16 protein-coding genes are annotated in these 18,450 nt (G+C 65.7%); 10 read left to right on the plus strand and 6 right to left on the minus strand.

Features of this window, described 5'->3' with window-relative positions; genetic code table 11:
* The first annotated feature begins 278 nt into the window (after positions 1 to 278).
* Together FJ430_RS17195 and FJ430_RS17200 are read left to right on the plus strand one after the other, a co-directional pair.
* Positions 279 to 1,736, plus strand: coding sequence for an NAD-dependent succinate-semialdehyde dehydrogenase (locus tag FJ430_RS17195; RefSeq protein ID WP_140710643.1), 1,458 nt, complete (start codon positions 279 to 281; stop codon positions 1,734 to 1,736).
* A 95-nt stretch (positions 1,737 to 1,831) separates the two neighbouring features.
* Entirely contained in the window at positions 1,832 to 2,857 is a 1,026-nt protein-coding gene (locus tag FJ430_RS17200; protein ID WP_140653424.1) for an aldose epimerase family protein, read from the plus strand.
* Between the two features lie 45 nt (positions 2,858 to 2,902).
* Here FJ430_RS17200 and FJ430_RS17205 read toward each other — a convergent pair whose 3' ends face one another.
* The gene (locus FJ430_RS17205) at positions 2,903 to 3,820 is read right to left on the minus strand and encodes a sugar kinase (RefSeq protein ID WP_140710645.1); all 918 of its coding nucleotides are present in this window, start codon (positions 3,818 to 3,820) and stop codon (positions 2,903 to 2,905) included.
* 158 nt (positions 3,821 to 3,978) lie between these two features.
* Here FJ430_RS17205 and FJ430_RS17210 point away from each other — a divergent pair, with 158 nt between their 5' ends.
* Together FJ430_RS17210 and FJ430_RS17215 are read left to right on the plus strand one after the other, a co-directional pair.
* Positions 3,979 to 4,422 carry a FixH family protein gene (locus FJ430_RS17210; RefSeq protein WP_140710647.1) on the plus strand — a complete coding sequence of 148 codons (444 nt, stop codon included), beginning with the start codon at positions 3,979 to 3,981 and terminating at the stop codon, positions 4,420 to 4,422.
* Positions 4,423 to 4,429: 7 nt separating this feature from the next.
* On the plus strand, positions 4,430 to 5,638 hold the full coding sequence (locus FJ430_RS17215) for a cytochrome-c peroxidase (RefSeq protein WP_140710649.1): 1,209 nt from the start codon (positions 4,430 to 4,432) through the stop codon (positions 5,636 to 5,638).
* Here the strand turns inward: FJ430_RS17215 and FJ430_RS17220 are convergent.
* Complete coding sequence (locus FJ430_RS17220) at positions 5,635 to 6,087, minus strand: Lrp/AsnC family transcriptional regulator (RefSeq protein ID WP_140653419.1); 453 nt, start codon at positions 6,085 to 6,087, stop codon at positions 5,635 to 5,637. The genes FJ430_RS17215 and FJ430_RS17220 overlap by 4 nt on opposite strands.
* A gap of 164 nt (positions 6,088 to 6,251) precedes the next feature.
* Here FJ430_RS17220 and putA point away from each other — a divergent pair, with 164 nt between their 5' ends.
* Positions 6,252 to 9,860, plus strand: coding sequence for a bifunctional proline dehydrogenase/L-glutamate gamma-semialdehyde dehydrogenase PutA (gene putA / locus FJ430_RS17225; protein WP_140710651.1), 3,609 nt, complete (start codon positions 6,252 to 6,254; stop codon positions 9,858 to 9,860).
* Between the two features lie 41 nt (positions 9,861 to 9,901).
* Here putA and FJ430_RS17230 read toward each other — a convergent pair whose 3' ends face one another.
* The 4 genes from FJ430_RS17230 to FJ430_RS17245 all read right to left on the minus strand — a co-directional run bounded on the left by FJ430_RS17230 (position 9,902) and on the right by FJ430_RS17245 (position 14,000).
* Positions 9,902 to 10,216, minus strand: coding sequence for an antibiotic biosynthesis monooxygenase family protein (locus FJ430_RS17230; protein WP_140647668.1), 315 nt, complete (start codon positions 10,214 to 10,216; stop codon positions 9,902 to 9,904).
* A gap of 43 nt (positions 10,217 to 10,259) precedes the next feature.
* A complete protein-coding gene (locus tag FJ430_RS17235) occupies positions 10,260 to 11,222 on the minus strand; it encodes an energy transducer TonB (RefSeq protein ID WP_140710653.1) in 963 nt (320 codons plus the stop codon).
* Positions 11,223 to 11,350: 128 nt separating this feature from the next.
* Positions 11,351 to 11,791, minus strand: a complete 441-nt coding sequence (locus tag FJ430_RS17240; RefSeq protein ID WP_140710655.1) for a hypothetical protein — start codon at positions 11,789 to 11,791, stop codon at positions 11,351 to 11,353.
* Positions 11,792 to 11,798: 7 nt separating this feature from the next.
* The gene (locus tag FJ430_RS17245) at positions 11,799 to 14,000 is read right to left on the minus strand and encodes a TonB-dependent hemoglobin/transferrin/lactoferrin family receptor (protein ID WP_181175580.1); all 2,202 of its coding nucleotides are present in this window, start codon (positions 13,998 to 14,000) and stop codon (positions 11,799 to 11,801) included.
* 217 nt (positions 14,001 to 14,217) lie between these two features.
* Between FJ430_RS17245 and hemP the strand changes: the two genes are divergently transcribed.
* From hemP to FJ430_RS17270, 5 genes are all read left to right on the plus strand, one after another.
* Entirely contained in the window at positions 14,218 to 14,424 is a 207-nt protein-coding gene (gene hemP / locus FJ430_RS17250; protein WP_040981784.1) for a hemin uptake protein HemP, read from the plus strand.
* Positions 14,425 to 14,491: 67 nt separating this feature from the next.
* The gene (locus tag FJ430_RS17255) at positions 14,492 to 15,553 is read left to right on the plus strand and encodes a hemin-degrading factor (protein WP_140710657.1); all 1,062 of its coding nucleotides are present in this window, start codon (positions 14,492 to 14,494) and stop codon (positions 15,551 to 15,553) included.
* Positions 15,554 to 15,564: 11 nt separating this feature from the next.
* Positions 15,565 to 16,458 carry a heme/hemin ABC transporter substrate-binding protein gene (locus FJ430_RS17260; protein ID WP_140710659.1) on the plus strand — a complete coding sequence of 298 codons (894 nt, stop codon included), beginning with the start codon at positions 15,565 to 15,567 and terminating at the stop codon, positions 16,456 to 16,458.
* A 6-nt stretch (positions 16,459 to 16,464) separates the two neighbouring features.
* Positions 16,465 to 17,562: a FecCD family ABC transporter permease gene (locus FJ430_RS17265; protein WP_140710661.1), complete on the plus strand. Its 1,098-nt coding sequence runs from the start codon at positions 16,465 to 16,467 to the stop codon at positions 17,560 to 17,562.
* Between the two features lie 7 nt (positions 17,563 to 17,569).
* Complete coding sequence (locus FJ430_RS17270) at positions 17,570 to 18,358, plus strand: heme ABC transporter ATP-binding protein (protein WP_140710663.1); 789 nt, start codon at positions 17,570 to 17,572, stop codon at positions 18,356 to 18,358.
* Positions 18,359 to 18,450 lie beyond the last annotated feature (92 nt).

Raw genomic sequence — 18,450 nt, forward strand, 5'->3', positions numbered from 1 at the left:
TGCAAACACGGTGCTCACGTACTTTAGGTACGCTCCGCTCCGGTTCTCGGAAATCGCTATTTTCGGCTCGGCCTGACCTGAATCTCAACATCCCTCCACCAATCTCGCACGCAACCAATCCGCGCTCGCCTTTTCTGGCCCAACCCCTATATGCCATCTTGTGATTGCTTGCCCGCCTTTCCCTAGGTAAGAGCAATGCGCCAGCGTGCGGCTAGCGAGCACGCTTCAACGGATATCCAGAAAAACGGCCGATCAGCGCGCCGAACGGAGGCCAGACCATGCTTCAGAAAACCAGTCATTTCATGCGCCAGGCCAATCTCATCAATGGTGAATGGGTGCAGGCCGACAGCGGCCAGACCATCGACGTCAACAATCCGGCGACGGGCCTCAAGATCGGCACGGTGCCGAAGGCCGGCAAGGCGGAGACCCGCCGCGCCATCGAGGCCGCCGAGGAAGCCTTCAAGAGCTGGCGCAAGACCACCGCGCTCGAGCGCTCGAAGCTCCTGCGCAAGCTGCATGACGCGATGATGGACAATCAGGACGTGCTGGCCGAGTTGCTGACCATCGAGCAGGGCAAGTCGCTCGCCGAATCCAAGGGCGAGATCGGCTCGGCCGCGGCCTACATCCTGTGGTTCGCCGAGGAAGGCCGCCGGGTCTATGGCGACATCGTGCCGTCGCCATGGGGCGACCGCCGCATCCTGGTGACCAAGGAGCCGGTCGGCGTCATCGCCGCCATCACGCCGTGGAACTTCCCGTCCTCGATGCTCGCCCGCAAGATCGGCCCGGCTTTGGCCGCCGGCTGCACGGCGGTGGTCAAGCCCGCCTCGCAGACGCCTTATTCGGGCCTCGCCTGGGGCGCGCTCGTCGAGGAAGTCGGGTTCCCGAAAGGCGTCGTCAATGTCGTGACAGGTTCGGCTGGCGAGATCGGCGACGAAATCTGCGCCAATCCGCTGGTCAAGAAGATCACCTTCACCGGCTCGACCGAGGTCGGCAAGATCCTCATCCAGAAGTCGGCAACGACGGTCAAGAAAGTGTCGATGGAGCTCGGCGGCAACGCGCCCTTCCTGGTCTTCGACGATGCTGATGTCGACCGCGCGGTGGCCGGCGCCATCACTGCCAAGTACCGCAACTCCGGCCAGACCTGCGTGTGCACCAACCGCTTCCTCGTGCAGGCCGGCATCTATGACAAGTTCGTCGAGAAGTTCGCCGCCGCCAGCAACAACCTCAAGGTCGGCTCGGGCCTGGAGGAAGGCGTGCAGCAGGGGCCGCTGATCGACGAGAAGGCGGTCGAGAAGGTCGAGGAGTTCATTGCCGACGCTACCTCGAAGGGCGGCAAGGTCGTCGCCGGCGGCAAGCGCCATGCGCTGGGCGGCTCGTTCTTCCAGCCGACGGTCATTGCCGACGCCACGCCGAAGATGCGCTTCATGAAGGAAGAGATCTTCGGGCCGATCGCGCCCGTGTTCAAGTTCGAGACCGAGGAAGAGGCGGTCGCCTTGGCCAACGACACCGAGTTCGGCCTCGCCGCCTATTTCTACACTGGCGATCTCGGTCGCGCTTTCCGGGTGATGGAAGGCCTGAAATACGGCATGGTCGGCGTCAATGAAGGCCTGATCACCACGCCCGAGGCGCCGTTCGGCGGCGTCAAGGAATCCGGTCTCGGCCGCGAAGGCGGGCATCAGGGCATCGAGGACTATCTCGATACCAAATATGCCTGTTTCGGCGGCCTCGGACTCTGATATCGATCCCTGGGATAGGGCAGGCGTTTGGCCTGCCCTTGCCGGATGATGCGCCATCGGCCTAAATCCACGGATCAGGAAATGACATTTCGGGCATGGCGATGAAAGACGGCGAGGTCTTCGGCACGACGCAGGCGGGCGAGGCTGTGCGCCGCTTCACCATTCGCGGCGGCGGCATCACCGCCAACATCATCGGGCTTGGCGCCATCGTCCAGGATCTCAGGCTGAGCGGCCACGATGCGCCGCTGGTGCTGGGCTACGACCGTTTCGAACCCTACGAGACCGACCGCGCCTTCTTCGGGGCGGTAGTCGGACGCTTCGCCAACCGCATCGGCGGCGGCCGCTTCACCATCGCCGGCAACCGCTACCAGACCGAGCAGAATTTTCTCGGCAAGCACACGCTGCATGGCGGCTCGGAAGGCTTTTTCCACCGGCCATGGACCGTCTCGCTGCACGGCCGCGATTTCGTGACGCTGACATTGCACGATCCGGACGGCGCCATGGGATTCCCGGGCGCGCTCGACGTCACCTGCACCTACCGGCTGAAGATCCCCGGCACGCTCAGCATGGAACTGACCGCGACCTGCGAGGAGCCGACGCTCTGCAACCTCGCGCAGCACTCCTATTTCAATCTCGACGATGGCGGGGCGGGCGACATCCTCGACCATCGGTTGATGCTCAACGCCGGCGCCTACACGCCCGTCGATGACGAGATGATCCCGACCGGCGTGGTGAAGCCGGTCGACGGCACGCCTTTCGATTTTCGGCAGGCGCGGGCGCTGCGCATGGAAATGGAAGGCGAGCAGCTTCGCTATGACCTGAATTACTGCCTGGCCTCCAGCCGCGGGCCGCTACACCAGGCTGCCTGGGTGCAAGGCGCCAATTCAGGCGTCGAGATGGAAGTGTGGACCACCGAACCGGGACTGCAGCTCTATAGCGGTCAGTTCGTCGCGCCGACATCGCCGGGGCTCGACGGTCGCCGCTACAGGGCGTTTTCGGGCCTCTGCCTCGAAGCGCAGACGTGGCCTGACGCGCCGAACCGGCCCTATTTCCCGCAGGCGACGCTGTGGCCGGGGCAGATCTACCATCAGGTGACGGAATATCGGTTCCGGCTGCCTTAAAGTTCGACGATATTGAAGTGATGCCTGCCTAAGCTTCGACGGAGCTTAACTGTCGAAGGCTGCCCTCAACGTATCGAACGGGGCAAGCGCGCCGCGAACCTGCACGACCGCGGCGGCGACTTTATGCGCGCGGCGAGCGGCGGCGTCGGGCGCATGGCCGGCAAGCCGCGCAGCGAGATAGCCGCCATTGAAGGAATCACCAGCGCCGGTGGTGTCGACGGGGGCGGCCACATGCACCGCATCGACAGCTTGTAAAATGCCGTTCAGCGCAATCAGGGCCGGCTGCTCGCCATTCTTGACCACGATCTCGCCGGTCAGTTTGGCAAGGCGCTCCGCCGTCGCCCGCGGCGTCGGATCCCCGAACAGCATCTGCTCGTCAGGAAAAGTCGGCAGCGCGATGTCTGCCACGGCAAGCGCTTCCAGGATCGCGGCCTGCGCCGCCTCGCGGCTCGGCCACAGACGCGGCCGGTAGTTCGGGTCGAAAGCGACGAGCGAGCCGGCGGCCCGGGCCGCAACTATGGCCGTCAGCAAAGTTTTCCGCGCGGCCTCGTCCAGAATTGCCAGGGTGATTCCGGAAAGATAGACAAGCGCCTGGTTTTCAAGGCTTTTCGCAAGTGCTGCCGGATCGGAGGCAAGCTGGCGCGCGGCCGCGTCGCTTCGCCAGTAGGTGAAGGCGCGCTCGGCCCCGGTGAGCGTTATGGCGTAAAGGCCGGGGCGCGCGCCGGCAATGACCGGACTGTTGCCGACGCCTATGCCGTTCTCGGCAAGGAAGGCAATCTGATCGCGCGAGAAGGGGTCGTCGCCGAAGGCCGACACGTAGGTCGCGGGCCGATCCGGGCTCAAGGCGTGCAACGCCCAGAGCGTGTTGAAGGTATCGCCGGCAAAACCCATGCGCCAGTTCGGGCCGGTCTGGCCCGACAGTTCCAGCATGCATTCGCCGATCGACGCGATACCCTTGTCCATGCGGGCTTGTCCCTTCCTAAGATATTGTTGCTGTAGCTTTTTGCGGCCGGCAGCGCCATGCTTGGCTAGCGGCGAATTTTGCGCCAGAAGCGATTTCCCACAGGCAGGGTGGGACGCCACAAGCGGCCCGCGACGTTAGCAGCCGAAGAGGAACGGGTTTGGCATCGATATGGCGTTACATTCTTGCGGGTCTCGGCCTTGCCGTTCTGCTGGTCGGCATCGTGGCCGCGGTCTATCTGATGCTGCCGCAATCGGCGTCCGGCCCGGACATTTCACGCTCCAAGAAGACGGCGAACGGCCTGTTCGTCGCAAGTTTCGAGCCGGAGCGCGGCGTGATCCGGCAGGGCGAGCTGCAGTCCTGGCTGCTGACGCTGAAGACCGCCGCCGGCGCGCCGGTGGAGGGCGCCGCCATCACTGTTTCGGGCGGGATGCCGCAGCACGACCACGGCCTGCCGACCAGTCCGCAGGCGACCGATTACCTCGGCGACGGACGCTACCGCATCGACGGCGTGAAGTTCACGATGAGCGGCTGGTGGCAGCTGCATTTTGGTATTTCGGCGGCGGCCGGGTCCGATTCCGTCGTCTTCAACGTCGTGTTGTGAGGGGGCGATGAGACGGCTGGCCAGCGTTGCAGGTCTGCTCGCATTGGCGACGCTTTTGCTCCTCGGCGGTTGCGGCAAGCCGCAGTTCAGCGATCCGGAGAAGAAGACCATCGCGTCACTGGCGTTGAACACCTTGCCCTCGCTCAAACCCGACACCACGAACCAGTATGCGGATGTGCCGGCGGCCGCCGCGCTTGGCTCGACGCTGTTCTTCGATGTCGACATGAGCCGCGACGGGACGGTGTCCTGCTCGACCTGCCACAAGATCGACCGCCAGTTCCAGGACGACCTGCCGCAGGCGGTCGGCGTCAGCCGCACCAACCGCCGCACCATGCCGCTGGCCGGCGTGGCGCGCGATCCCTGGTTCTTCTGGGACGGAAGGCGCGACAGCCTGTGGGCGCAGGCGCTGACGCCGCTGGAAAATCCGCTGGAGCAAGCGGGAAACCGCGCCGCCTTCGCGCATTACATCAAGAAGCGGTTCGGCGAGCGCTATGAACGCATCTTCGGGCCGCTGCCGGACCTTTCGACCGTGCCGGCCAACGCCAGCCCGCTCGGCACGGATGCCGAGAAGGCGGCGTGGAACGCCATGCCCGCCGGCCAGCAAGACGACGTCAACCGCGTCTATGCCAATATCGGCAAGGCGATCGCCGCCTTCGAACGCTCGATCGAGCCTCGGCAAACGCGCTTCGACCGCTTCGCCATCGATCTGGCCACCGGGGCAGCGCCGCAAGGCGACGCCGCGTTCTCGCCGGAGGAGATTCTCGGGCTGAAGCTGTTCATCGGCAAGGCCAACTGCGTGACCTGCCACAATGGCCCGCGCTTCACCGACAATTCCTTCCACAACACCGGCGTGCCGCCGGTCGAAGGGCTGCCGCCGGACCGCGGGCGCGTCGATGCGGTGGCGCAGGTCGAGGCCGACCCGTTCAACTGCCTCGGCAAATTCCGCGACGGCGACGAAAGCGCCTGCCGCGAGCTGCGCTTCATGGTCAAGGACGGTCCGCAGATCATGCGCGCCTACAAGACGCCGTCGCTCAGGGGCGCCGCAAGCCGGCCGCCTTACATGCATGCCGGACAGTTCGCGACACTCGACGAGGTGGTGGCGCATTATTCGAAGGCGCCGCTTGCCGTCGAAGGCGTTTCCGAAGTGCACTCGCTCGACCTTTCCGAGCGTGAGCGGGCGGCGCTGGTGGCTTTCCTGAAAACGCTGTCGGATTAGCGATCCTTCACCGTCTCCATCGCCACGAAGGTCGAGGTCTGGGCGACATGGGGCAGGGCCGAGATGCGCTCGCCGAGCACCCGCCGATAGGCGGCGATGTCGGTGGTGCGGACCTTCAAGAGATAATCGAAGCTCGACGCCATCATGTGGCATTGCTCAATCTCCGGCACGCCCTGCACCGCGCGGTTGAAAGCGTCCAATGCCGCCGAGCGCGTGTCCGACAGCTTCACCTGGACGAAGGCGACGTGGCCTTCACCCATGCGCTCGCGGTCGATGACGGCGCGGTAGCCTCTGATGTAGCCGTCCTTCTCCAGCCGCTTAACGCGCGCCTGCACCGGTGTCTTCGACAGGCCGACCTTGCTTGCGAGTTCCGACATGGAAAGCCGGCCGTCGCGCCCGAGCGCGGCCAGGATGTTGCGATCGATGCGGTCCAATTGGTCTTCAATCATCGATATTGCAGTCAATACGATTGAAAGGATACCTATATGATAGATCGAACGGACTGCTTTGTCGATTTCTTTGGACCGACTGAAATTCGCAGCTGTGCTAGCTTGCGCCATTCGGTCCGGCGACCGCCAGACCGCTCGCTCACGCTCGCTTTCATGGACCAGACATGCCGCTCGACGCCATCCGCCAGCAGATCCGCGCCAATTATTTGCCCGACGAAGACGAGGCGGTGAAGCGCCTGTCGGCGACGGCGGGGCTTTCGGCGCCGGAGCGCAAGGCGATCTCGGCCCGCGCGGCCGATCTGGTGCGGGCGGTGCGCGGCTCGACCGACCCCAGGCTGATGGAGGTCTTCCTCTCGGCCTACGGCCTATCGACCAAGGAAGGCGTGGCGCTGATGTGCCTGGCCGAAGCGTTGCTGCGCGTGCCCGACACCGAGACGATGGACGACCTCATCGCCGATAAGATCGCGCCGCATGACTGGTCGGCGCATTCGGGCGGCTCGAGCTCGATCTTCGTCAACGCCTCGACCTGGGCGCTGATGCTGACCGGCCGCGTGCTCGACGAAGGCGAGGGCGGCATCGAAGGCACGCTGCGCGCCATGGTGCGCAGGCTGGGCGAGCCGGTGATCCGCAAGGCGGTGGCCGCCGCCATGCGCGAGATGGGCGAGCAGTTCGTGCTCGGACGCACCATCGCCGAGGCGATCAAGCGTGGCCGGCCGATGACGCAGAAGGGCTATCTCTATTCCTTCGACATGCTGGGCGAGGCGGCCCGCACGGAAGCCGATGCGCTGCGCTACCACCGCGCCTATGCCGACGCGATCTCGTCGCTCGATTCCGGCTCCAACGGGCCCGACATCCGCTACAACCACGGCATATCGGTGAAGCTCTCGGCCCTGCACCCGCGCTACGAAGAGGCGCAGAAGGAAAAGATGCTGCCGGTGATGGCCGAGCGGCTTCTGTCGCTGGCGCTAGCGGCGCGGCATTCGCGCATGGGCCTCAACATCGACGCCGAGGAAGCAGACCGGCTCGACCTGTCGCTCGACGTCATCGAACGCGTGCTGGCCGAGCCGGAGCTCGCCGGATGGGACGGTTTCGGCGTCGTCGTCCAGGCCTATGGCCCGCGCGCGGCCTTCGCCATCGACTGGCTCTATGCGCTCGCGAAAAAATTCGACCGCCGGATCATGGTGCGGCTGGTGAAGGGCGCCTATTGGGACACCGAGATCAAGCGGGCGCAGACGCTCGGCTTGTCCGGCTATCCGGTTTTCACCCGCAAGGCCAACACCGACGTTTCGTATCTGGCCTGCGCGAAAAAGCTGCTGTCGATGACCGACCGCATCTACCCGCAGTTCGCCACCCACAATGCGCATACCGTGGCGGCCATCCTGTCGATGGCGAAGGACCGCGACAGCTTCGAGTTCCAGCGCCTGCACGGCATGGGCGAAGCGCTGCACGAGACGGTGCGGCAGGCCGAAGGCACGCGCTGCCGCATCTACGCGCCGGTCGGCGCGCATTCCGACCTGCTCGCCTATCTGGTGCGGCGTCTGCTGGAAAACGGCGCCAATTCTTCCTTCGTCCACCAGTTGACCGACGAGGAAGTCGAGCCGGAGGAGATCGCGCGCGATCCGCTCGAGGCCATCGAGACGCAGGGGCCGGCCGCCAATCCGGCGATAGCGCGCCCCGCCGCGATTTTCGGCGCCGGACGCCGCAATTCCAGGGGCTTCGACATCACCGATCCGGTGACGCTTGCGGCCATCGAGAAGGCGAGGGCGGAATTCGCCGGAACGGACCGCTGGCACGCCAAGCCGGTCACGCGCGCCGCCGGCTACGGCAAGCCGCGCCAGATCGTCAATCCGGCCAAGCCCGACGAGATCGTCGGCACCGTGCACGAGGCGGCGGCCAAACAGGCGGCGACCGCCGTGCGCATCGCCGTCGACGCGCAACCCGCCTGGGCGAAGCGCCCGGTTGCCGAGCGCGCCGCGATCCTCAACCGCGCCGCCGACCTCTACGAAGCCAATGCCGCCGAATTCTTCGCTCTCGCCACCCGCGAGGCCGGCAAGTCGCTGGCCGACGGGGTCGCCGAGGTGCGCGAGGCGGTCGACTTCCTGCGCTACTACGCGACCGAGGCGGCGAATGCCGAAGCGGGCACGCAAGCGCGCGGCGCGATCGTCTGTATCTCGCCGTGGAACTTCCCGCTGGCGATCTTCACCGGCCAGATCGCCGCGGCTTTGGTCACCGGCAATTCGGTCGTCGCCAAGCCGGCCGAGCAGACGCCGCTGATCGCCTTCCGCGCCGTCGAGATGCTGCGCGAGGCCGGTGTGCCGGAGGACGTCATCCAGCTTCTGCCGGGCGATGGCCCGTCGGTCGGCGCGCCGCTCACCGCCGATCCGCGCATCGCCGGTGTCTGCTTCACCGGCTCGACCGAGGTTGCCAAGCTGATCGAAAAGCAGCTGGCCGAAACCGCGGCGCCCGATGCCATGCTGATCGCCGAGACCGGCGGCTTGAATGCGATGATCGTCGATTCCACCGCGCTGCCGGAGCAGGCGGTGCGCGACATTCTCGCCTCGGCCTTCCAGAGCGCCGGCCAACGCTGCTCGGCGCTGCGCGTGCTCTACGTCCAGAAGGACGTCGAGAAGAAGATGCTGCAGATGCTGAAAGGCGCGATGGAAGCGCTCACTATCGGCAATCCCTGGGCAATCTCGACCGATGTCGGCCCGGTCATCGACGACGAGGCGCAAGCTTCGATCAGCGACTATTGCAAGAAGAAAGGTCTGGAGGGTCGGCTGATCGCGAAATTGGAAGCGCCGGCAACCGGCCGTTTCGTCGCGCCGCATGTCTTCCGCGTCAAAGGCATAGAGGAAATGGAGCGCGAGGTGTTCGGCCCGGTGCTGCATGTCGCGACCTTCGATGCCGACGAGATCGACGCGGTGATCGCCGCCATCAACCGCAAGGGCTACGGCCTGACCTTCGGCCTGCACACCCGCATCGAGGGCCGCGTCCAGCATTTCGTCGACGGCATCCATGCCGGCAACATCTATGTCAACCGCAACCAGATCGGCGCCGTCGTCGGCTCGCAGCCCTTTGGCGGCGAGGGGCTTTCGGGCACCGGCCCGAAGGCCGGCGGGCCGCATTACCTGCGCCGTTTCCGCAAGGGGCCGGAGGCGGGCACCGAGCTTGGCGAGGGTCACAAGGTGACCGCGACGGAGCTTGCCGACAATCTGCCGGATCCGACGCTCGGCGGCTGGTCGACGCGGCCGGATCGCGTGGCGATCCTGAGAAAGCATCTGCGCGGCAAGGGCGCGGCGGCGATCGCCGCGGCAGCAAGCCTCGATTTCGGCCAGGTCGACCTGCCGGGACCGACCGGCGAGGCCAACACGCTGTCGCTGTCGCCGCGCGGGAGGGTGCTGTGCCTCGGCCCGGATGCCGAGACGCTGCTCTCCCAGACGATCCAGGCGCTCGCGGCCGGCAATGCCGTGCTGGCGGTGGCGCCGGGCGCTCCGGCGGCGCTGTCGGCGCTGACCGGCAAGGGCCTGCCGCTGGCGGCTATCGACGGCCGGCCCGATCCGGTCGAGGCGCGCTCGCTGCGGGTCGATGTCGTCGCCTTCTCCGGCACGCCGGAGGCGGCGCGGATCGTGCGCAAGGTGATTGCCGAGCGCTCCGGTCCGATCGTGCCGCTGGTCAGCGAGGTGCTCAACCCGGCGGCTTACGCGCATGAGCGCGCGGTCTGCGTCGACACGACGGCCGCAGGCGGTAACGCCAGCCTGCTGGCGGCTGCGTAACAGGCAGCAAGGCTGGAAGCGCCGTCGCGAACCGGCGACGGTCAGGCGCCTTCGACGACCGAAAAGCCCTCGAATTGGGGATGGCCGAGATAGTGCACCTTCGAGCCGCCGGCATTGCGATGGGCGGCGCGGAAGTTCTCCGATTTCGTCCAGGCGACGAAATCCTCCTGGCTTGCCCAGACGGTGTGCGAGGCGAACAGCGTGTAGCCCTCGGTCTCGTTGACCGGCCCGCGCAGCAGGTGGAACTCCCTGAAACCCTGCATTTCGGAGAGGCTTGAATCGCGGTTCTTCCAGACGTCCTCGAAAGCTTCTTCCGAGCCGTTCTGGACCTTGAAGCGGTTCATGGCGATATACATCTGGTTCCTTTCGAAATGGACGAATTCCTAGGATGGCGAAGGTTTAAAAAGGGCCGATCCGCGCCTTGAACACCCAACTTGATTTTCCGGTCTCGGGTGGAATGGGAGGGAACGGTGCCTGCTTGCGCACCAGCGTCAAAGCGAACTGATCGAGCTCGGCGGACCCTGAACTCTCAGCGAGCTGCAGGTCGCTGACGCTGCCGTCGGCCGCGACGACGAAAACCACCCTGGCATTGTTGCGAGCCTTGGCCTGGATCGATTTCGAAACGCGACGGTTGGCGCGGGCAAGCTTCTTCTGGATTTCACCGCTGTAGCGGGATTCGAGCGCATTGCCGGCGGCCTGTTTCTTACCCTTGCTGGCGATGACCGGTGCATCGCGCGTGTCGCCATCCGCCGTGCCGCGCGGTTCAACGGTTTCACTTGGCCCCGCCGATCCGGCTGGTGCGCTCGATGTCGCGCTCGGGACCAGTGATTGCCCAGGCTCGGCAGGGGGCGCCTGTGTGCTTTGCGGCTCGATCGCAGGCGTCGGCTTGCTGTCCGTGGGGACGCTCCGATCATCCTGGCGCGGCGTGGCGGCCGCCAGGATGTCCGGCGTGGGGGCCGGCTCCTTGAGGGCTTCCGGCGGAGGCTGAGGCGTCACCTGTTCACTTACCGGCTGCGGCGACTCGGCCGGCGGAGCGGGCTGGACAGCCTGGCGTTTTGCCGGTTGCGGATCCGGCACCAGGGTAACATCCACCGCGCCGGACGCCTGGTCATCCAAGGCGCTGCCGATGACGTTGGCGCCGGACTGGTCGGCGCCCTCGGCCCTGATCGGGTCCGCAGAGTCGAAAGTCCCCGCGGGTGCGATCAGAAACGCCGCCGCGGCGGCGCCATGGAGCAGGCCAGAGGCGATGATCGCCACCGTCCATCTGCGGTCTCCCGCGGATTGCCGCGTCCGCATGAGTGGCTCGGCCGGCTTGATCGCCAGCTCACTGCCTGCATCGGAAGGGTGATCGATATCCTGCATGTCTCGCGCCGAGACCTGCCGCACGCGACAAGGAATTGTCAAATCAAGATCGGTTGCCGCCCATGGCGGCGGACCGCAGGCAGGCCACGCCATTGCGTCAAGCGGGAAGGCCGGATGCAGTCCCACCCCTATACGCCGAAAGCGATGGCGGTCCTGGTCGAGGTCTTCAGGCCGCGCATGCAGGCCGCCGGCTCGACGCCGGTGCCGGCGCATTCGGTCGCGCTGTTGATCAGCACGCGGCTGAGCTTGCCGCAGTCGGCGCCGGCGAGATCGAAGCGCGTGACCTTGGTCTTGCCGGCCGGCAGGTCCTTGAAATCGAGCACCGTGAGGCGGTCGACGATTCCGGCCTCGTTGAACAGCGCAATCTCGAAAGCCGCCTTGGACAGCTCGGCGCCGAGCGCGTTGTTGACGACGAAGGTCAGCCGGCAGCCCTGGTCCGAAGGCTGTGCCGCATTGAGCTCCAGGTTCAGGGCCGGAGCCGGCGCGGACTGGGCCCACGCCGGCACCATCGCAAGCGACATCGCAAACGTCGAGGTCAGCAGACGAAAGGATGCCGTCAAGCGTTTCATGTCTTCCTCAACCTCCAAAGCGCATGGTTGCCGCCAGCTTCAGCGTGACGCCGGGTTCGTAGAGGACGGCGGTCGTGCTTCCGTTGAGCGGGTTGGTGTATTTGACGTCGAACAGATTGTCGGCGCGGAAGTCGAGCTTGAGATTGTCCGTCGCCTGGTAGCTGGCGAAGGCGTTGACCAGCGTGAAGTCCTTGGCCACCGGATTGCCCTTGGGCTTGCCGTTGTATTGCACCTCGCCGCCGACGGTCAGCTTGTCTTCGAGGAAGCGGAAGCCAAGTTGCGCCGTCACCTGCGAGGAGGGAATGGTGGCCAGGTCGGCGCGCTCGCCTTCATAGGAGATGGTGTGGCCATTGATTATGGAGGCGGACAGGCCGGCATAGCCCCAGCCGGCGTCGTAGACGCTTTCCAGCTCGAAGCCGTCGATCTTGGCCTTGGCGAAGTTCTGGTACTGGAAGCAGATCGGAATGCCCGGGCCGAACGGGCAGCCGCTGGTCGGATCGAAGGGCGAGAGCGTCACGCCGTCGATGTAGTCGTCGACATTGTTGTTGAAATAGGCAGCCTTGAGCCGCAGCGCGTCGCCGCCCTCGATGATATCGTTCTGCTTGTAGTTGACGCCGAACTCGACGGTCTTGCCGGTCTCGGGCTTCAGGTTCGGGTTGGGCAGGAACGGGAAGCTGACGCCGGCCGGATGGTTGCCGCTGATCAGCGTCTCGGTCAGCGAGGGCGAGCGATAGCCTTCCGCGTAGGTGCCGTAGAATTGCAGGCCGGCCAGGCCGGCGCTTTCAAAGGGCGAGACGCCGATGGTGATGCGCGGCGATACCCGGTCGCCGGAGGTCTCGTTCGTGTCGTCCTTCAGGCTGTAATTGTCGTAGCGCAGGCCGCCAACGACCTCGAGCCACTCCCAGGTCAGCTTGTCCTGGATATAGGCGCCGGAGACGTTGCGCTTGCCCGACGGCGTGTAGAAGCTGTCGCCGCCGGCCGTGCCGCCGGTCTCGACATCGTCGCCGACCCAGTCACCGCCATAGGTCAATTCGTGGGCGACGCTCGCCGTCTCGAAGCGCGACGTGTTCCAGATGTCGATGCCGGTCGTGCCGACGTCGAAAGTGGATAGCGAGCCGGCCGGCAGCACCACGGGCAGGCCGGTGGTCGGGTCGAAGCGATTCTGCGCGGTGAGCGTGGTCAGGTCGAGAACTGTCTTGTTGTAGGAAGCATTGATGTGGAGGTCGAGCCAGCTCTTGGCATCGTCGGTGATGTTGTAGCGGGCCGTGAAGGTGTTCGACTTCAGATCGACGTCATTGGCCGGCACGCCGCCGCTGGTTTCCGTCCAGCCGTCCTTGGAGCCGACCCAGCCTAGCTTCAGTTCGCTGTTCTCGGTCGGGCGGATGGTGGTCTTGAGCAGGCCGCTCAACACGTCGAAACCGGTGCCGGCAACGGTATCGCCGCCGCCATTCTTGTAGTCGTCGTAGTCGCGGTAGACGATGTTGCCCAGAACGTCCCAGTTCTCGTTGATCCGGTAGGCGCCGGTGGCACTGGTGGTCCAGCCTTTGCCGTTGCTTTCATAGCGCCCGGTCAATGATCCGGCCCAGGTCTCTTCCGGCTTGAGGAAATCGGCTGCGTCTTTGGTGTCAAAGAAGACGACGCCGCCGATGGCGCCGGAACCGTAGGTATTGGCGACCGGACCGCGGATGACGTCGACCGACTTGATGAGCTCGGGATCGACATAGAAGGTCGACTGCGTGCCGTGGTCCGAGCGCTGGAAGTCCTGCCGGGCGCCGTCGACGATGACGGCGACGCGGCCGAAATCCTGCAGGCCGCGGATGTTGATGCTGGAGCTGACGCGGCGCGCGTCGGCCTGCACGGCGACGCCGGGCACGCCGAGCAGCATTTCGTTGGGCGTGGTCGCCATGCGGCGGTCGAGCTGCTCCTGGTCGACATGGCTGGCCGAGGCCAGCGACTGGATCGCCGTTTCGCCGGTGCGGCTGATGACGAGGATCTTGTCGAGCAGGGTTTCATCAGCCTTCTTTTTCTGATCGGCCTGCTGCTGGTCGGCCGCCGGCTGCGCGGCCTGCTGCGCTTTGGCGGCGGGCGCGCCAAGCGCGATCACCGCCGAACCGGCCATCAATATCGCCACCGCCCGCGCCAACGATCGGAAGCCTGGGCCCGCGCTGTCGCCCGCCAGGCCCGTCCGTCCCCAAGTCACCAACCCCATGCCCCAACTCCAGATTCAGGCTCACAGCTGGCTGGCCAGTGGCTCGCTCGCATTTTTGATCACGTCCGGCGTCTTTGATCACGTCCGGCGTCTTAAATGTTGACTCATTTAGTCCGGTAATGCACTGACTAGTAAACATGATTATTCGAGTCAAGAATTTAATCGGCATTTTACGAGGCTGCGGCCAAGATGGCCGTCAGAGGAAAGGACCGACCCGATGAACACGCACAATCCCAACGATTTCCGCTATCGCGTCCGCCGCCCGGAAGACACGCAGATGCGTTACGAAAGGGTGCCGTTGGCGGTGAGGACGCTGTCCAGCAACACGCTGTTCCAGGGTGAACACGAGATCGGCATCGAGCATCACGGCGCGCTTTACCGCCTGAAGATCACCCGCCAGGGCAAGCTGATCCTCAACAAGTGAGGATCGGCGGTGGGGCAGGCGAGCACAGATCAGGCATCACAGGTGGAAGACATTGCAGGTGGAAGTCATGGACCAGCGCGTTAAGCCGTCGCCGGAGGAAATCCGGCGGGCGCGAGAAGAAAATCCGAAAATGCGGGAGCGCGATCTTTCGACGCAATTGGGCATTTCGGAAGCGGATCTGGTCGCGGCGCATTGCGGCGTCGGCGCCGTCCGCGTCGAGCCGCGCGTCAACGATCTGCTGACCGGCCTCGAGGCGGTCGGCGAAGTGATGGCGCTGACCCGCAACGAAAGCGCCGTGCATGAAAAGATCGGCGTCTACGACAAGGTCGTCACCGGCAACCACAACGCCATGGTGCTCGGCGAAAACATCGACCTGCGCATCTTCCCGAAGGTCTGGGCGCATGGCTTTGCCGTAGAGAAACGCGACGGCGGCGAAATCCGCCGCAGCCTGCAGTTCTTCGATGCGGCGGGCGAGGCGGTGCACAAGGTGCATCTGAAGCCCGCATCCAATCTCTATGCCTACCAGAAATTGGTGGCGAGCCTCGAATCGTCGAACCAGGAGCCGACCGTCGCGATCCTCCCAAGCGCGGCGGACGGGGAGGGTGAGGGGCAGGGTTCTGCCGCCTCGATCGACGATCTGCGCGACCGCTGGAGCCGGCTCACCGACGTGCATCAGTTCTTTGGCATGCTGAAGACGCTGAAGCTCAGCCGCCGCGAGGCGGTGCGCATGGTGGGCCAGGACTATGCCTGGCCGCTCGACAACGACGCGGTGAGCGCCATGTTCCATCACGCGGCGGCAGGCGAGATGCCCATCATGTGCTTCGTGGGCAACCGCGGCTGCATCCAGATCCATTCCGGCCCGATCAGGTCGGTCAAGCCGATGGGGCCGTGGATCAACGTACTCGACGAGACCTTCCATCTGCATCTGAGGACCGACCACATCCATGAAGTCTGGGCGGTGCGGAAGCCTACCAAGGACGGCCATGTCACCTCGCTAGAGGCCTATGACGCCAGTGGCGGCATGATCATCCAGTTCTTCGGCAAGCGCCATGAAGGCGAAGGCGAACGCGAGGACTGGCGTTTTCTCGCCGAGAACCTGCCCCGCATCCCCAATCCGACCGCTGCATGAGGTAGCACCCAATGCGCTTTGTTCTCAGTTTCCGCGCGGCGCTTGCGCCGATGCTCGGTGTCCTGCTTGCGGCCACCGCGCCGCCGGCCGGCGCTAACGAGGGGGTGGCCGTCTTTTCGGACACCTCGCGGATCGCCTCCATAGGCGGCTCGATCACCGAGATCGTCTACGCGCTCGGCGAGGAAGGCCGTCTCGTGGCCCGCGATTCGACCAGCAACTATCCCGAGGCGGCGGTGAAGCTGCCGGATGTCGGTTACATGCGCGCGCTCTCGCCCGAGGGTGTCCTGTCGGTCAATCCGACCGGAATCCTGGCGCTGCACGGCAGCGGTCCGAAAGAAGCGGTCGACGTGCTGAAGAAGTCGAGCGTGCCCTTCATCGAAGTGCCGGACCACTACAATCATGAGGGCATCCTCGAAAAGATACGCATCGTCGGCAAGGCGCTGGGGGTCGAGGCGAAGGCGGAGAAGCTCGCCGCGGAGACGGACGCGAAGCTGACGGCGGCGGAAAGGCAGACGGCTGCGATCAAGGATCGCAAGCACGTGCTGTTCGTGCTGTCGACGCAAGGCGGCAAGATCCTTGCCGCGGGCAGCGACACCGCGGCCGACGGCATCATCAAGCTTGCCGGCGCGGTCAACGCGGTCGAGGGCTTTTCCGGCTACAAAGGGATGACCGACGAGGCGATCGTCAGCGCCAGGCCGGATGTCATCCTGACGATGAAGGGCGGCGGACCGCCGATCTCGGAAGAGGAGCTGTTCGCCAACCCGGCCGTCGCTTCGACACCGGCGGGCACGAGCCGCAAGATGATCAGCATGTGGGGCGGCTATCTGCTCGGCTTCGGCCCGCGCACGGCCGAAGCCATCCATGATCTTGCCGTCTCGCTCTATGGCAACCAGGTCACGGACTGAGCGGCGATGGCCGAACAGTCCATTGCCGGCGCGGTCAGGGTGATGGCGGCCGATGGCGACCGCTCGGCCCGGGCAAGGCTTGTCATCCTGCTCTTGTGCCTGGCGCTCGCGCTCTGCGTGTTCCTGTCGCTGACGTCGGGCGCCTCCGACGCCTCCGCCGTCCGCGTCATCCACGACCGGTTTACAGGCGCCATGCCCGCCGACGCGGCGCTGGCCGCGCGCGACCAGTTGATCGTCTACGACATCCGCATGCCGCGCGTGCTGCTCGGCGCGCTGATCGGCGCCGCGCTCGCCGTCTGCGGCGCGGTGATGCAGGGGCTGTTCCGCAATCCGCTTGCCGATCCCGGCCTGATCGGCGTTTCCGCCGGCTCCAGCCTGGGAGCGGTAGCGATCATCGTGCTCGGCGCCACGTGGCTTGCGCCCGTCACGCTTGCATTCGGCACGCTCGCGCTGCCGCTCGCGGCCTTCTTCGGCGGGCTAGCGGTGACGTTGCTGCTCTATGCCATCGCCACGCGCCAGGGGCGGACGTCGGTCGCCACGATGCTGCTTGCCGGCATCGCGATCAGCGCCCTTGCCATGGCGCTCACCGGCATCCTCATCTTCATGGCCGACGACCGGCAACTGCGCGACCTGACCTTCTGGCAGCTCGGCTCGCTTGCCGGCTCGACATGGCCGAAGATCGGCACCGTGGGGCCGGTGATCGTGCTGGCGCTGGCGGCGATGCCGTTCCTGTCGCGGGGCCTCAACGCGCTGGCGCTGGGCGAAGCGACCGCGGGTCATCTCGGCATTCCGGTGCAGCGGCTGAAATACACGGCCATCGTCGCGGTGTCGGCGGCGGTCGGCGCTTCGGTCGCGGTCAGCGGCGGCATCGGCTTCATCGGCATCGTCGTGCCGCATGTCCTGCGGCTGGCGATCGGTCCGGACAACCGCTATTTGCTGCCGGCTTCCGCCCTGCTCGGCGCCTCGCTGCTTCTCATCGCCGACGCGGTCGCGCGCACCATCGTCGCGCCGGCCGAGCTGCCGATCGGCATCGTCACGGCGGTTGCCGGCGCGCCGTTCTTCCTGTGGATTCTGCTGCGCAAGCGCGGCGTCATCGATCTGTGAGCTTGCCATGATCGAAGCGCGCGACATCTCGGTGGCGATCGGCGGCAAGCGCATCGTCTCGCATGTCGATTTCGCCGCGCGGCCCGGCGAGGTCTCGGCCATCGTCGGACCGAACGGGTCCGGCAAGACGACCTTGCTCAAGGCGCTGACCGGCGAGCTCGCCTATACCGGCACCGTCACGCTCAACGGCCGCGACCTGTCGGCCATGAAGCCGGTCGAGGCAGCTACGCTGCGCGCCGTGCTGCCACAGGCCACGACGCTGTCCTTCCCGTTCACCGTGCGCGAGATCGTGCGCCTCGGCCTGATCGGCGGGCGCTCCGGCGTGCTGCCGGGCGAGGATGCGCGCCTGCCGGAGCGGGCGCTGGCGCGCGTCGACCTCGACGGTTTTGCCGGCCGCTTCTACCAAGAGCTTTCCGGCGGCGAGCAGCAGCGCGTGCAGCTTGCCCGTGTGCTCTGCCAGGTCTGGGCGCCGGTGCTCGAGGGCAGGCCGCGCTATCTCTTCCTCGACGAGCCTGTCTCCAGCCTCGACGTCAAGCACCAGCTCATCATCATGAACATTGCCCGCGACTTCGCCCGGCGCGGCGGCGGCGTGGTGGCGATCCTACACGACCTCAATCTGACGGCCATGTATGCCGACCGCATTTTCGTGCTCTCCCACGGCCAGCTGGCCGCCGCCGGCTCGCCGACGGACGTGCTGAATGACGAGCTGATCGAGAAGGTGTTCGACTGCAGGCTGAAGGTCGGCGCGCTGCCGGCCGCGAACATGCCGTTCGTGTTGCCGCAATCGGCCGCTTAGGTCTGGCGGTGAACTTCGTCATCCACGGGCGGAGCGGGAGCGAAGCGGACGCAGCGCAAACCCGAGGATCCATTCCGTGACATCAACCGAAG

The organism is Mesorhizobium sp. B2-8-5 (assembly GCF_006440675.2).
Taxonomy (GTDB): Bacteria; Pseudomonadota; Alphaproteobacteria; order Rhizobiales; family Rhizobiaceae; genus Mesorhizobium.

Coding starts and splice junctions, on each gene's coding strand:
- FJ430_RS17195 (WP_140710643.1), top strand. CDS start 279: ATGCTTCAGAAAACCAGTCATTTCATGCGCCAGGCCAATCTCATCAAT.
- FJ430_RS17200 (WP_140653424.1), top strand. CDS start 1,832: ATGGCGATGAAAGACGGCGAGGTCTTCGGCACGACGCAGGCGGGCGAG.
- FJ430_RS17205 (WP_140710645.1), bottom strand. CDS start 3,820: ATGGACAAGGGTATCGCGTCGATCGGCGAATGCATGCTGGAACTGTCG.
- FJ430_RS17215 (WP_140710649.1), top strand. CDS start 4,430: ATGAGACGGCTGGCCAGCGTTGCAGGTCTGCTCGCATTGGCGACGCTT.
- FJ430_RS17220 (WP_140653419.1), bottom strand. CDS start 6,087: ATGATTGAAGACCAATTGGACCGCATCGATCGCAACATCCTGGCCGCG.
- putA (WP_140710651.1), top strand. CDS start 6,252: ATGCCGCTCGACGCCATCCGCCAGCAGATCCGCGCCAATTATTTGCCC.
- FJ430_RS17230 (WP_140647668.1), bottom strand. CDS start 10,216: ATGTATATCGCCATGAACCGCTTCAAGGTCCAGAACGGCTCGGAAGAA.
- FJ430_RS17235 (WP_140710653.1), bottom strand. CDS start 11,222: ATGCAGGATATCGATCACCCTTCCGATGCAGGCAGTGAGCTGGCGATC.
- FJ430_RS17240 (WP_140710655.1), bottom strand. CDS start 11,791: ATGAAACGCTTGACGGCATCCTTTCGTCTGCTGACCTCGACGTTTGCG.
- FJ430_RS17245 (WP_181175580.1), bottom strand. CDS start 14,000: ATGGGGTTGGTGACTTGGGGACGGACGGGCCTGGCGGGCGACAGCGCG.
- hemP (WP_040981784.1), top strand. CDS start 14,218: ATGAACACGCACAATCCCAACGATTTCCGCTATCGCGTCCGCCGCCCG.
- FJ430_RS17255 (WP_140710657.1), top strand. CDS start 14,492: ATGGACCAGCGCGTTAAGCCGTCGCCGGAGGAAATCCGGCGGGCGCGA.
- FJ430_RS17260 (WP_140710659.1), top strand. CDS start 15,565: ATGCGCTTTGTTCTCAGTTTCCGCGCGGCGCTTGCGCCGATGCTCGGT.
- FJ430_RS17265 (WP_140710661.1), top strand. CDS start 16,465: ATGGCCGAACAGTCCATTGCCGGCGCGGTCAGGGTGATGGCGGCCGAT.
- FJ430_RS17270 (WP_140710663.1), top strand. CDS start 17,570: ATGATCGAAGCGCGCGACATCTCGGTGGCGATCGGCGGCAAGCGCATC.